Here is a 13853-nt window from a genome sequence, read left to right on the forward strand (position 1 = left end):
CTTCCCACGCACTCTCCGCGCCCCCGCAACGTGTGGCAGGCCATGTCCCGGCCCGGTTTCCTGCTGTCGCCGTGGCCGTGGCGCTCGGTGGCATACCTGGCCAGCGGGGCGGTCACCGGTGCCGCGGCCCTGCTGCTGATCGTGATCGCGGCGGCGGCCGGCGGGATCCTCACCCTCGTCCTGGTGGGGCTCCCCCTGCTCGCCGCCACCGCCCTCAGCGGAATCCCGCTGGCGTGGGCCGAGCGGCGCAGGCTGCGCCTGATCGACCTGGACCCGGTGCCGGACCCGTACCGGACACCGGCCGCGCACGGGCTGTGGGGCCGGCTCACGACACGCCTCCGGGAACGGGCCACCTGGCGCGAACTCGGTTTCACCCTGCTCTTCGCCGGGCTGCTCTGGCCGGTCGACGCTCTCGTGATCGCCGTCGCGCTGTTCTCTCCCCTGTCCATGGCCGTCACCCCGCTGCTGATGGCCACGGTCGGCGACGGCCGCGAGGCGAAGGTGCTCAAGCAGTGGACGGTCACCACTTGGCCGGCGGCCTTCGGTGTCGCCGTGCTCGGGCTCGTTCTCATGGGCCTGTGCGCGTACGTTCTCGGCGTCGCCGCCGGCGCCCGGGCCGAGCTGACCCGCCTCCTCATCGCCTCACGCGAGGGGGATTTGGGCGCCAGGGTCGTCGAACTGGCCCGTTCCCGCGTCCGGTTGGTGGACGCCTTCGAGGCCGAGCGGCGCCGTATCGAACGCGATCTGCACGACGGAGCCCAGCAGCGGCTGGTGGCGCTGACGATGACCCTCGGCCTGGCCCGGCTCGACGTATCGCCCGGGCCGCTCGCCGACCAGCTCGCCAAGGCCCATGACGAGGCGGGCCAGGCGCTCGCGGAGCTGCGCGAGCTGATCCACGGCATCCACCCCAAGGTGCTCGCCGACTACGGTCTGGAAGCCGCCGTCGCCGACGCCGCGGACCGCTCCCCGGTCCCCGTGGACGTCGGTCTCGAACTGCCGGGCCGGCTGCCCCAAGCCGTCGAGTCCGCCGCGTACTTCGTGGTCTGCGAGGCGCTCGCCAACATCGCCAGGCACAGCGGGGCGAACCGCGCTGAGGTGACCGGCGGCCACCGCGACGGCCGGTTGTTCCTGGTGGTACGGGACGACGGCCGCGGCGGCGCCGACACCACGGCCGGCAGCGGGCTCACCGGTCTCGCGGACCGGGTGTCGGTCCTGGATGGCAGACTCTCCCTGTCCAGTCCGCCGGGCGGACCAACCGTGCTGCGTGTGGAGTTCCCTTGCGTTCCCAGCGAGCCCCGCGACCAGCGCGAGCCGACCGGCCGCTCCGCGTAGTGCTCGCCGAGGACAGCGTGCTGCTGCGCGAAGGGCTCATCGGCCTGCTCGACCGCTGCGGCCACGAGGTGGTGGCGGCCGTCGGCGACGCGGAGGCGCTGGTCGCCATGGCCGGCGCACACGTACCCGACATCGTGGTGACGGACGTACGCATGCCGCCCGGCTTCCAGGACGAGGGCCTGCACGCGGCAGTGCGCCTGCGCGAGCAGCGGCCCACGCTCCCCGTCCTGGTCCTCAGCCAGTACGTACAGCGGACCTACGCCTCCGAACTCCTCGACTCCGGCGACGGATCCGGCGTCGGCTATCTGCTGAAGGACCGGGTCGGCCAGGTCGAGGAGTTCATGGACGCCCTGCACAAGGTGGCCGAGGGCGGCACGGTCGTCGACCCCGAAGTCGTACGCCAACTCCTCCGCCACCGCCGCGACCCCCTGCGACACCTCACCCCGCGCGAACGCGAAGTCCTGGCCCTGATAGCCGAAGGCAAATCAAACGGCGCGATCGCCCGCGAGTTGGTGGTCTCGGAGGCGGCGGTGGGCAAGCACATCGGCGGCATCTTCACCAAACTGAACCTGCCCCCGACGGACCAGTCCCACCGCAGAGTCCTGGCGGTACTGACATACCTACGAGCCTGACCACGGCCGCGAGTCTGACCACGGCTCGCGAGCCTGACGACCGCCTTTAATGCACGGCCTTCCGGCTTTAATGCACGGCCTTCCGGATCAGTATCTTGTCGCGCGATACCGACCGGCCTGCCACTGCCGGGGAGCGGAAGTCGCTTACGGGGTAAGGACGAGGCGGCCGTTGGCCGTGTGGTTCTCCAGCCGCTCGTGTGCGGTCGCGGCGTCCGCCAGCGACAGGATCTCGATCTCTGTGTCGGCCAGTCCGGCGGCGGCCGCCTTCAGTGCGGCCTCGGCCGCGGGCCGGATGGCGTCGGGGTGTGCGGGCACGTAAGCGCCGGCGTTGAACCCGGCGACGACGACGTTGCTCTGCCATATCCGGTTGCCGTCGATGCGGTGGTTCCAGTCGCCGCCGGCATTGCCGACCAGCAGCAGACGGCCCGACAGGGCGAGCAGGTCCAGGCTCTGGGTGCGGACCGTGCCGCCCACGGGGTCGACGATGACGTCGAACTTCTCGTCGCCGAGGACATCGGGCAACTGGGCGGAGTCGACGATCCTGTCGTACGGCAGCTTGGTCGCGGCCGCCGCGCCCATCCTCTCCGTACGGACCGTACCGACCACCCGTGACGCACCCAACTGCCGTGCGATGCCGGGGAAGGCGGCCGCGAACGCGCCCAGCGCGCCATGGATGAGAACGCTCTCACCCGCGGATATGTGGATGGCGCGGGTGAGCGCGACATGAGCCATGATCGCGTTGGGGACGACGGCGACGGCGAGGGCGGGATCGATGTCGTACCCCTCCGTGGACACGACTCGCGCCTGGTTGCCGACGTACACCGAGGCGTATCCGCCCGTGGCGTTGTCGGAGAGCGTGACCACCTTCTCGCCGACGGCGAAGCCGGTGACCCCGTCACCGAGCGCCCGCACGGTGCCCGCGACCTCAAGACCGGGAACGTACGGCGGTTGCGGCAGCCCTGCGCGGCCCTGGAACAGCCCCTGCCGGATGTAGACGTCGATGAGTCCGACAGCGGCGTGGGTGACGTTGATCGCGATCTGACCGGGCCCGGGTACGGGATCCGGCAGGTCGGCGAGGGCGAGTACATCCGGCTCGCCGAACAGGCTGGCTTGAACGGCCTTCAAGACGTTCTCCTCTCGATAACGCACGTTGCGATGCGTTAAGTCGACCGTAACACGGAGAATCGGTTAGCGCATCATGAGGTGCGTTACGCTCATGGTGTGCGCGTTATGCTCACGGCATGCGTCAGAGGGCTCGATCGGTCGAGGACAAGGCACGCCGCGCCGAAGCTCTGCTGGAAGCGGCGGAGGCGATCGCGCTGGAGCTCGGCGGCGTGCGGTACGTCACCCTGGCCGCGGTCACCGAGCGGGCCGGCCTGCACCGCACCGGGGTGCGGCGGTATTACGCCAGCAAGGAAGAGCTGTTTCTGGAACTGGCCGAGCGGGGCTGGGGCCAGTGGCGTGACGCGATCAAGGCCGAGGCCGGTGAACGCACGGGCCTCGGGCCCGCGCAGACCGCCGCGGTGGTCAGCGGGACCCTCGCCTCACTACCGGTGTTCTGCGACCTGCTGACCCATGTCCCGTTGCATCTCGAAGGCGACGTGGACATCGAACGGGCCCGCCGGTACAAAACCAACGCCTTCGCCGCCCACGACGAGATGGCCGCCGTACTGGACCGCGCGAGCAGCCTGACGGCTGAGCAGATCGTCAACCTGCTGGCGGTAGCGGTCGTGCTGGCCGCCGGCTTCTGGCAGCTGTCCCATCCGACCCCGACCCTTGCGGAGTTGTACAAGCAGGTGCCGGCCTGGGGCCACGCCGCCCTCGACTTCACACCGCGACTCGACCACCTGCTCAAGACCTTCGCGACCGGCCTCACGGCGACCGGCCTCACAGCGACCGGACTCACGGAGACGACCACCCCGGCTGATGCGAGCTAGCGCTCCGGGCCGTGCCGGCCGTGACCGCCTCCAACCGGCGTAGCCAGGTGCAAGTGGGGGCGCGTAGGCAGGGGGTGCCTCGTTCTTGCCCGGGTGGGACCGGCAGCGGATCATTCGCGCATGAGACCCGAAGTCAGAGCCTTCGTAGCCGTCGGTTCCCTACCCGACCGCATGCGGACGAGGGCGAGGTCGACCGGCGTTTCAAGCAGCTCGAAGCCATCTCCCGGGCCGTCACGGCCGAGGAAGCGGAGGCTCTGGCCGGCTGAAGCCCTGAGATGATCACACAAGGCACAAAGGTCACAGGCCGCTGTGAGCGATGCGGCGGCGTACGGACAAGCGACATCGGCCAGTTCATCGAACATGGCCGGCTGAGCTGGGGCAGCGATGGCAGGTGTGACGACTGCCGCGACGGGTGGTGCGAGCAGGACAGCGGCCCGGTGACTCCCGAATACATCCGCCAGGCCCTGCTACAGGCCCACGGCCCGGCCCAGCTTCGACTGACGGAAGAAAAGCCGCGCCTCGCCCTGGTGATGAAGGCCTTGCGCGAAGCACAGGAGCTGACCTTGGGCGAGGCGCGCGCACGCGCCGCCCAACTCGCCGCATCCGGTCTCGTCGGCACGCTCGTGGAGATGGAGTTCCTGGCCATCCACCTTCGGGAACAAGCCGTCGCGGTGGCAGTCGATCTCCATACCGAGTGACTGCCTTCCCCACTCCGTGACGCTCGACCCGGCATCAAGGCGAGCGGGGTGTCGCACCACAATCTCCTCGGGCACCTTCCCCTCGTCGATGACGAGGGCTCGGCTACGAGGGGTCGGCCACCGGCGAGATGGGTGGCTGTCTTCCAGCCGGGCCGACGACCCGCCTCCCGAGCGGCCCGCCGGATGTCCTTGAGCTCGCCCATCTCCGCACGATCGTCGCGGACCAATGCGTGTCGCGAGACCGGAGGCCCTGCCGCCCGCTAGGACGACAGGGCCTCTGAGCTGCTGCTTCTATGTGCCCCCGGCAGGATTCGAACCTGCGACACCCGCTTTAGGAGTGGGATCGAATCCTTGCCGGGTGGTGCCTGGCCCTGCCGCGTAGTGCTGTCTTGCCTGATCAGGACCACGCGGCACGACGGCCAGTCCAATCTGTGACTGCTCTTCATATGCCGTCCGCTCACGCAGTGCTCACGCATTCGGCACTTCTGACCCAGCAGTCGTGGTGACGAGAGAGGGCCGGTGGCCCTCCCCCCGGGGGGGGAGCGATCCATTGAACCCACCCCTGACAAACCTTCAGGTCATTACACTCACAGAACTCGCACTGATCGGCAGGGATACCGAAGCCCAGCGGGTTCGGGCGGGTTGCGCACATCAGGCAATGCGAGTACTGCTGGCACGGATGTTGAGCGGGGGACTGGTGACTGCGATCACTGGGCCGGGGGAGCCGTCCGTTGTGATGGGAATCGGCGAGACGGGTAGAGCAGCGGCCCACTTCGTCCTGGAGTACCTGTCGGGTGGTAGGCACCCTAGACAAGAGTTCTTGCGCCCAGCGGCGCCGTTCGTCGTCCTTCTGCACCGGCGTTCCATCCTGTTGTCATCCGCTGTCGTACCCTCCGCCGAGCGAATTAGCGACGACACGCTCGTTTCGGAACTGGTGTCACACTTTTCTGCCGCGGCCCTCGAAGCCGACGACATCGCACTTGCCCAACTGATGAGCTGGTCCAGTCAGGTATGGGCGGGACGCCGGTATGACGTGTTCGACTCCGGCCAGTCGCTACCGCCCACCCTCATGCACCAGCTGTCTGAGCTGCTCCACACCACGCCATCGCCGGTGATGCTGCAGGCGACCGGAACCGCACTGCTCCACCGGGTGTCGAAGGAGCTGCATACCTGTGCCGACTACCATGCCAATATTGATAAGTCCGTGACAGCCGAGCTCTTCCTGAAGCCGGTTGCGGCCGTTCTGGAAGGTCTCGCTGTCGGCGCCGCCGATGATCGGGGACTGCTGTCCCACACGCCTGAGGAGCTGGTCACTCAGGCCGCTGGTAAGGGGGGTGCGAAGTCGCACCCCATCGACCCGAACAGCGCACGCTGGAGGCGGTTGGTCCAGGCAACGGCAGACATCGCGGACCAGGTCCGGCGAATCATGGAGTTGGCGGCGATCTTCCGATGGCGCCAGCCTGAAATCCCGCCCCTGGAGAGTCTCGACTGCTCGGAGCTCGACCCAGCCCTCGTCCCCGTACTGGGAGCCGCCCTCCACGTGAGCACGGACCCCGGGGCCCCGCGGATGTCACAAGGGAAATCAGTGCTGGCCGAGATCGCTGCCGAGGCGCTCGCCGAGGCTGATCCGCAAAGTCGGCACCATGTTGCCGTTGCCGTTCGGTTTTCCGGGCTCGCCCCGCAGATCCTGGAACCCGCTTTGGCACCCCTCGAGCGGTTACGGCTGCGTACCCAAGAGTTGATGCAGAACGTGGGCAGCGCTGGCGCTGACGTGCTTGGGCCACTGGGATCGATGGTCACCGACGCCCTGGCCCGGGGTGACCTGGAAGAAGCCGAACAAGGTGTCGAGCTGCTTTCGGAGGCGCGTGCGGAGCTCGACATCGCCCTCGGTCTCGAACGTGCGCGGGCGGCACTGAGCCGACAGACCATATCCGATACGGCAGCCGAGCTGGATCTGCGTACCGCGGACATGCACCTCGCGAACGGTGACGCCGAGGCGGCCGCGACATATCTGCAATTTGCCGAGGATCGCATCCACGGCCGAACTGGCATCAAAACGGCCGATGGTGAAGCGACAGCATCTGCGGAAGCGGATCCGGGCGAGTCGCGGAAGGCAGACACGCCTCGTAAGGTCTCGGAGCACAACGAAGCGGATGAGCTCTTGACCCTGTTGGTGCATCCTGCCCACAGAGGGAATGATCACAGTTCCGATGGTTCCAGGCCGGAAACCGGGTCCGCTCACCCCGCCGATCCCGCGCGTCCCGTCTCTCCTCCTCGTGACGAGGTACTGGCCACGGTGGTCCTGAGCGGTTTCCAGTTCGATGCCACGCCCGAGGCCCGCAGCAGTGCCGAGACTGCACTCCGCGCTCTGAGCGAATCAGGCGCCTACGAGACGGTGACCCGAGTCGGCCGTCAGCTGACGCACTTGAACCCTGGTACCGCGGCGGACCTGCTCGAATCCTCGGTGGCCAGATTTCCTCCAGTGGCGCGACCAGTCATCTGGCAATTGCTGGAGCAGGCACTACGCGCGAGCGGTCAGCACACACGGGCCGACGAAGTCTTCCGCCAGGGGCATCCGCCGCTGCCTCCGCCAGAGCTGCGTGATGCCATTCCCGTCGCCGACGTGACACTCGCCCCCCGTCTCTGGCCACTGATCGGCGCAGCGCTCGGCCGCCCCGATCTCGCCGAAGCAGCACGGGCAGCTGACGAGAACGACGCACCGAGAGCTGCGGCGGCGTTCAGTGCCGCTAGCCGGGCTGGGGCCCGGACAGCGCTCGGGCTCGCCATCGGCTGGTCCGTCGTCGCTGGCTCCCCAGCCGCGGGCCTGGACCTGTATCGGGAGGTCGGGTCACGGCAGTACCTGAATGCCTCGGCGGTCTGGAACATCGCTTGCGCCTATGCCGCCGTTGGCGCTGATGAACTCGCTGTTGAGTCCCTCCGGGTCATGGCCAGGGTGCTCCCGGGCCGGCCGGCTCAGGCACAGAAGGATGCCGCGGACCGCTTCTGCGCTCGGCTCGGTCTTCTCTCTCCCTTCGCTGCAGCGGTGGCCCGGCGCGAGCCCGCTCTCGCGATATCCGGGGAACAAACAAGGGAGTCACTGGCCAAGCAGATGTACGAGCGCGGTGAGGTGAACGAGGCCGCACGTGAGCTCGAGGAACTGCTCCACGACAACCCGTCGTCACCGGGCGCGTTCCTGATGCTTCGTATCTGCCGTGAGCTGGGCGATCTGCCACGGGCGGAAGCCGTCGTGCAGCGCATCGCTATGACGCGTGGCGCCCTGAACTGGCGACATCACATCGAACTTGCCCGTACCGCCCTCGACAGCCGCTGCGCCGACTACACAGTGGCGCGCCGAGAGCTGGATCGTGCCCGTGAGCTGAAAGCGACGGACAACTGGACTGGCCCCTTGGAGCAGCGGCTCCGGGAAGCTCGTGTAGTTGCGCCGTCGACAACCGGTACCCTCACCCGTTCCACGCCACCGCGAACTGACGACCCTAGCTCGTCGAACGGGCAGGACCACGGCGCAAGTCTGCGCGACGGGGGACTGCTGGAGCTGCTACACGAGGCCCGCACCGGCCTCCCACACGGCGCCACGACCCTCACCGCGGTTGTGGGTCGACTACGGGCCGTGTCGTCAACCGTGCCGCGCGGTGATGCCCTAGGCACTCTTCTGGACGATGTCGTCGCAAGCCATGACGACTACCTCGTCCGAGAGGTCGCGCACTGGCTCTTGGACGTCGGACAGCCCACCGAGGCCCTTCGTGTTGTGGAGCGCTGCTTCCCGTGGGCGGCGCCCGAGAAAGTCCCCCGGCTGATCCACCTGCGCGACCGGGCGGCCGTGGCTGCCGGGGTCCCGCTTGCCGGACTGCACCCACCCGGTGCTCCGCGACTGCGGCGCGCGGAGCCGCCTGCACCCGCCAGGCGGCTTGCCCTGCCAACGCACCAGGGGAACATCACAGGACCGTTGGCGACCCAACCCACGATCCGGGCGGCGCAGCAGCCGCCGCCCGGATCGCCTGTCGACTACGTGGCCGACGCGTGGACGGCAGCTGCCCGCGAGCACCCAGTCGCGCTCAGCAACGCGCTCGGATGTCTTGTCATCGCAGGTCGCCCGGAGGAGGCGCTGCTGCTGCACGACGAGCTCGCCGATACTCTGTGGTTAACGGCCGGTGCTGCGTGGAACCTCGGCTGCGCCTACGCAGCGACAGGGCGTCTGGAGGCTGCCGCTTCCAGCTTCGAGTACTTCGCCACGGTATCGTCGCGTCGCTTCGATCCCAGCCAGACGGCGGCCCTGCGGGGCATGTTCGCCTCGGTAGGCAGGTCCATGCCGACGCCTGCCGTCCGCAGTCCCGTCCCGATGCCGCGGGGAATGCGATACGGGACGCCGACCGCCACGGCCCAGTTGCCGCACACGGGTTTCACCTCGGCACCCGACAGGCTGGGGACACACTCCACCCTGTCGTCTGGCTGGCTCCAGCCGTCGCACGAACTGACCGAGGCAGAGTCCAACGCAGCTCAGCGCATCGCGCAGTGCCTCAGCGCACCGAGTGGTCACAATTTCCGGTTGGCCTCCGACGCGGCGCGCCGGGCCATGCGTGCAGGCGGCACCCAGGCCGCGGGCCGGTACGTGGCCACCATGCGCGAGCTGTTCTCCCTCCAGCCCGAACCCCAACCCGACACCGCTGCGTCCATGGCCATGGTGCTGGAGACGGCCGAACGGTATGAGAATGCTTGGGAACTGCTGACGGAGTGGATCGGCCGCACCAGGGCGGACTCGGAGTTACTTGCCCCTGCCGTTCGCGTTGCCCGCGTATTGCATCGTGCCCAGGAGCTCTGGGATTTGCTGCTGCCGTACGACTCGCCGGACGCCGGGTTCGAGCTGCACCTGAACCTGGCCAAGTTGGCCCAACTTTTGAAGCGCAACGGTGATCTGGTCCGGCATGCCGATCTGGCGCTGCAACGAAACCCCACCTGCGCCGAGGCCGCGATCCTGCGCAACTCGGTGAGTGGTCTTCCCAGGCGTGATCATCAGCAGGCGACCAGTCTCCGGCAGCGGATCGCCGCGAACAAGATCACCCGGCAGCAGGCAATCGCGATGGTCGAGGCCGAGTACGGTCCGACCCTCGCTGTCCTGCGAGTGCAGGCCCTCGCCCGTTTCCAGCCGGCCACGAGCCGCAAGGGGCTCGAGCGCCATCTGGGCGATCACCATAAAATCGACGCAGCGGCGCTGCTGGCCGCGGCTGAAGAGGAGGACTGGGAGCTCGCCTCGGACCACGCCTGGAAGCTACTGGACAAGGAGCCGCGTGACGCGCAGGTCGCCCGGGTGGCGGCGGACTGCCTGATCGAGGCTAAGCGGGATGAAGAGGTACGGACAGTGGCGGCCTTGGTCGGACCGCCTGACGTACGCCGTGACATCCTCGTCCGTCTGGCGTGCGCCAGGGGGGACTACACCGAAGCCGTGCGTCTGCTCTCCGGGGTCCGTGAGTGGTACGCCCACCGGAATTCGCTTCTCGCGCACGCGGGACTCCTGGCGGAAGCGGACATGGGGGCCAGCCCCGCGGACGCTGTGCAGCTGCTCCTGCTCCATGCGCGGCTGACGCCCCGGAGCGAGACCTTGGCCGCGCTCGCCGCCATCCTGGCCGATCGTGCCGGACGCGGTGAACTCGTCGATGAGGCAGTCGAGTTGCTGCGCCGTACGGACTTGCCCCCCATGGATATCCTGGTGGACAGTGCTCTGTCGGCTCAGGTGCCAGAGGCGCTCAATGGCCCCGTGCCGCCGTTGAACCGAGACCAGCTGCAACGGGTCGCGGACCATCTGCATGAGGATCCTGCGCGGCTCATCCGATTCTTGCGGGCGCAGTACACCCGTGCTGGGGGGAGCGCGGGCCGTCACGACGAGGAGGTGTCACGCGCGCTGCTCCTCGGCCGAGCTCTCGACTCCGAAGGCATGCTGGCATCGGCGGTTGAAGCCCACCGAGAAGCTCAGCGTGCGGGCGGCGACCCGTCCGAGATTCTGCAGCAGCTGACGGATCTGTGTACGCAGTGGAGGTTCGGCGATCCGGTAGTAGACGCAGAACAATTGCTGGCCGGTGATGTTCCGACCGAGCACAAGGTCGGCACGGAGATTGCTCCGGAGGCCGCCGCGCTGGTTTCACAGGCGGCGGAGTGCACACCGGGCCCTGCGCTCGCCGAGCACCTCGAACACGTAACCGCAGCGTTGAGCGCCTGTGCATCAGGGCTGGACGTCCTCCTGTGCGAGCGGATAGGGCAGTCGTGGCAGAGGCAGCTGTCCCTCATCCTGCAGTCGGACGACCGAAAGCAATCGGCGAGCACGTCCTTGGAAACCCACGATCGGGATGTCCATGCGGCGATCAGGAAGGGTGACTCTCAGACACAGGAATTCGCCTCCCTGCTATTGCGAGAACAGGCCCACCTCGTCCAGTCCCTACTGCGCGGGCTCTGGGATGCCGCGGGCCGGGAACGGCTGCGCACAGATGCGGCGGCTACAGGCCCGCTGAGCTGGCGTGCTCACAAGGCCACGAGGCTTGAGGGAGGGCCGGTGGAGGTGCAGCTGGAGCTCCGCGCGGGGTCGGAGGTGCTCAGCGGTGTCACCGTCCAGGTGCGGGGAACAGACGTGGGCAAGGTCATCGGCAACATGGAGGCTGGCACCGTCACTTCCTTCTTCCTTGTTGTCCAGGACGATGCCACGCGACTCACCGTGCACGCCGAGGGCACCCTGCCCGACCAGCGACTCGGCGGGGCTAAGGACTGCGTGGTGAAGGTTAGGTCGATCACTCGCCAGGAACGCCTGGTGTCTCGGTTCCGCCCCGGTGATCCCGTCACCGCCGGGATGTTCGTCGGACGCGCCGGAGAACTGGACAGACTGAGGGCCGCGTATGGCGATGCTTGGCACGACTCCGTTCCGCTGCTCTTTATGACGGGCTCGCGCAGGGCAGGCAAGACCTCACTCATCCGCCAGATCACCCGGCTTCGGGGAGGAGCGCCGGAGGCACTGCTCCCACCGGACCGATGGCGTATCCCGCGGGTCTTTCCGGTGCTACTCGACGGCCAGTCGGTAGATCCGGGCAGTGACCCGCTCCTCACCTGGATCGCGAAGGAGGTCCGCGACCGGGTGGAAGAGTTCTACGAGCCAGAGCCGGCCGACATCGGCCTTCCGGGGGGCCCGCACGCGGTCGACTTTCGGCGCTGGTGGCGCGCAGCGCGCCGGGTGGTATGGCCACAGGCTCAGGTGGGATTGCTCCTGATCGTCGACGAACTACAGGAACTACTGCGGCGTTACGACGATCGGGAGAGCCTGGCTAGGACCCTGGGCGATCTGCGTCGGCTGAGGCAGGACGGGACGCTTGCACTGCTGTTTAGCGGTTCGTGCACCACCGCCCAGCTGCAGGAGCAGGTAGCCGGAACGCTCTCCCAGCAGGACTTCTCGCGCCCGCTGGAGATTGGCCCGCTGGACAGGCAAGCGACCCTGCAGGTTGTCCACCAGGGTTTTTCGGGTACTGACGTGGAAGTTCTTTCGTCTGCGGCGGAGTTGGTTTTCAGGCACACCTCCGGGCACCCCCACCATGTTCACATGGTGGGTCAGCGGCTCAGCGAGCTCCTCGAAGCGAATAACCGCACCGTTATCGACACTGGCCTGGTGGACGATGCTTTTGATTGGGTGTCACGGCAGGACGAGGCCGTACGAGGCATCATCGACCCGTACACAAACGGTGAGGACTCTCTGGAACTGCTGTTCCGGATCGCCCAGGAGCTGGACGCGAATCCTGATGAAGCTGCGGTACGTGGCGCTCTGATTGACGATTCACACAAGCGTCGACTCGACGACTACCTCGACTACGGCTTACTCGTCCGTGACGGAGCCAATCTCACCTGGGCCAACAGTGTCGTCGAGAGCTGGCTGCGCAATCAGAACGCGCCGTGGGAAGACGGCTCCCAGGGCCTGTACGAGCACGAAAAGGATCTGCGTCCCCATTATCAGGTCACGCGCCGCTACGAGTCCTCCCTGACCAGTGCGTGCGACGTGCAGCAATCCACCTCACCCGGCGTCACTTTTGTCGCCAGGCACTATCCGGAGGCGCCTCAGGCCATGCTGAGCGAGATCCGCGAACTCCTGAGCGACACTTCGTCCCCCTCGGTGTCGGGACTACCGGACCGGTGGAAGCAGAACGGCAGCTGGCTAATCCACCGGAAGATCGTCGGAAGCTCGCTGACGGCCCGCTTGACGGGGAGCGCCCAGATCGACCACTGGGCTGCGACGAGGCTGATTCTTTCAGCCTGCGACACCGTTGCGCAGGTGTGGGAAACCCATGGGATGTCGCACGGGGACATCCGTCCCGGCAATCTGATCGTGGCCGACGGGAGGGAAGACGACGAGCTGTACGTGGTCGGATGGGGACACGGCAGTATCAGCAGCCATGGCCGGGTGCGGCCCCTACTGCGTGCGGTCCGGTCCCTCTACTATCCGGACACCTGGCTAACCGGCCGCACACTGGGCCAGGGGGACGATGCCTTTGCCCTGTCCGCGGTCCTCTATCAGCTTCTCGATCGCGATCAGCGGCTGCCGTGGGACGAGTCGAACCTCGGGGATTGGGAGAACTACCGGCTGGCGCTGCACCACGCACCGCCCTCACTGCGGGCGATTCTGCATCTCGCGTTGGGAAACCCTTCGCACCGATACAGATCCGCGCATGAGCTGGCCGAGGAGCTGAGGCGGGTGTTGCCTCAAGAGATCGCGATCCCCGAGCCTCGCCCTGCGCTCGCACTGACCGTCAATCAGACCAACAACTCCACCAGTCACGCATCCAACAAAGCGATCGCATCCTCGGAGGCACGTATGTCAAGCGGCAAGTACGAGATCTCGGCGCCGGTCACTGGATCGGTGATCGGCGAAGGCAACGACAACAGCAACAACAGCTCTTCCTACACTGGGGACACCATTGCCGCCGGGGCCGCCGGCGAGGACCTCAGCGCTTTGGTGGCCCGACTGAGGGAAGAACTCGACCGTCTCCGCCAGGATATGCCGCCCGGCGACGCACGGGACGTCGACGCCAGCGTCGAGGGTCTCGCCGAGGAAGCCGAGAGCGAGCAGCCCAACACCAGCCGTATCCGCCGCTTGGCGAGCCTCGCCCGCGACATTCTGGACTCAGTCAGCGGTGCCGCTGCGGCCGTTGCCGCGCTCCAGACGATCACCGACGTCTTCGGAAGCTGACCCAGTAATATAAGGGCCCCATCCA

General features: G+C 67.5%; 6 protein-coding genes. 5 read left to right on the top strand and 1 reads right to left on the bottom strand.

The features are described 5' to 3' along the window. Positions 1–42: 42 nt before the first annotated feature. Together ACFU9P_RS24225 and ACFU9P_RS24230 are read left to right on the top strand one after the other, a co-directional pair. The gene (locus ACFU9P_RS24225; RefSeq protein ID WP_384084774.1) at positions 43–1332 is read left to right on the top strand and encodes a sensor histidine kinase; all 1290 of its coding nucleotides are present in this window, start codon (positions 43–45) and stop codon (positions 1330–1332) included. Then, positions 1332–1964: a response regulator gene (locus tag ACFU9P_RS24230; protein ID WP_376377540.1), complete on the top strand. Its 633-nt coding sequence runs from the start codon at positions 1332–1334 to the stop codon at positions 1962–1964. The genes ACFU9P_RS24225 and ACFU9P_RS24230 overlap by 1 nt, the downstream gene beginning before the upstream one ends. Positions 1965–2108: 144 nt before the next feature. On the opposite strand, the gene ACFU9P_RS24235 is transcribed toward ACFU9P_RS24230, so the two are convergent. Then, positions 2109–3089: a zinc-binding alcohol dehydrogenase family protein gene (locus tag ACFU9P_RS24235; RefSeq protein ID WP_384084307.1), complete on the bottom strand. Its 981-nt coding sequence runs from the start codon at positions 3087–3089 to the stop codon at positions 2109–2111. Positions 3090–3205: 116 nt separating this feature from the next. Here ACFU9P_RS24235 and ACFU9P_RS24240 point away from each other — a divergent pair, with 116 nt between their 5' ends. The 3 genes from ACFU9P_RS24240 (at position 3206) to ACFU9P_RS24250 (ending at position 13828) form a co-directional block, all read left to right on the top strand. Beyond that, positions 3206–3901 carry a TetR family transcriptional regulator gene (locus ACFU9P_RS24240; protein ID WP_384084310.1) on the top strand — a complete coding sequence of 232 codons (696 nt, stop codon included), beginning with the start codon at positions 3206–3208 and terminating at the stop codon, positions 3899–3901. 275 nt (positions 3902–4176) lie between these two features. After that, positions 4177–4599 (top strand): hypothetical protein, encoded by a 423-nt coding sequence (locus ACFU9P_RS24245; RefSeq protein WP_384084312.1) that lies wholly within the window; start codon positions 4177–4179, stop codon positions 4597–4599. Between the two features lie 820 nt (positions 4600–5419). Next, positions 5420–13828 (top strand): hypothetical protein, encoded by an 8409-nt coding sequence (locus ACFU9P_RS24250; protein WP_384084315.1) that lies wholly within the window; start codon positions 5420–5422, stop codon positions 13826–13828. The last annotated feature ends 25 nt before the right edge of the window (positions 13829–13853 follow it).

The sequence above is a fragment of the Streptomyces sp. NPDC057617 genome, assembly GCF_042800555.1.
GTDB lineage: Bacteria > Actinomycetota > Actinomycetes > Streptomycetales > Streptomycetaceae > Streptomyces.

What these genes read in the sequence shown, in the direction of transcription:
- ACFU9P_RS24245 (WP_384084312.1), top strand. Translation starts at nt 4,177, where the DNA reads ATGATCACACAAGGCACAAAGGTCACAGGCCGCTGTGAGCGATGCGGC.
- ACFU9P_RS24240 (WP_384084310.1), top strand. Translation starts at nt 3,206, where the DNA reads ATGCGTCAGAGGGCTCGATCGGTCGAGGACAAGGCACGCCGCGCCGAA.
- ACFU9P_RS24225 (WP_384084774.1), top strand. Translation starts at nt 43, where the DNA reads ATGTCCCGGCCCGGTTTCCTGCTGTCGCCGTGGCCGTGGCGCTCGGTG.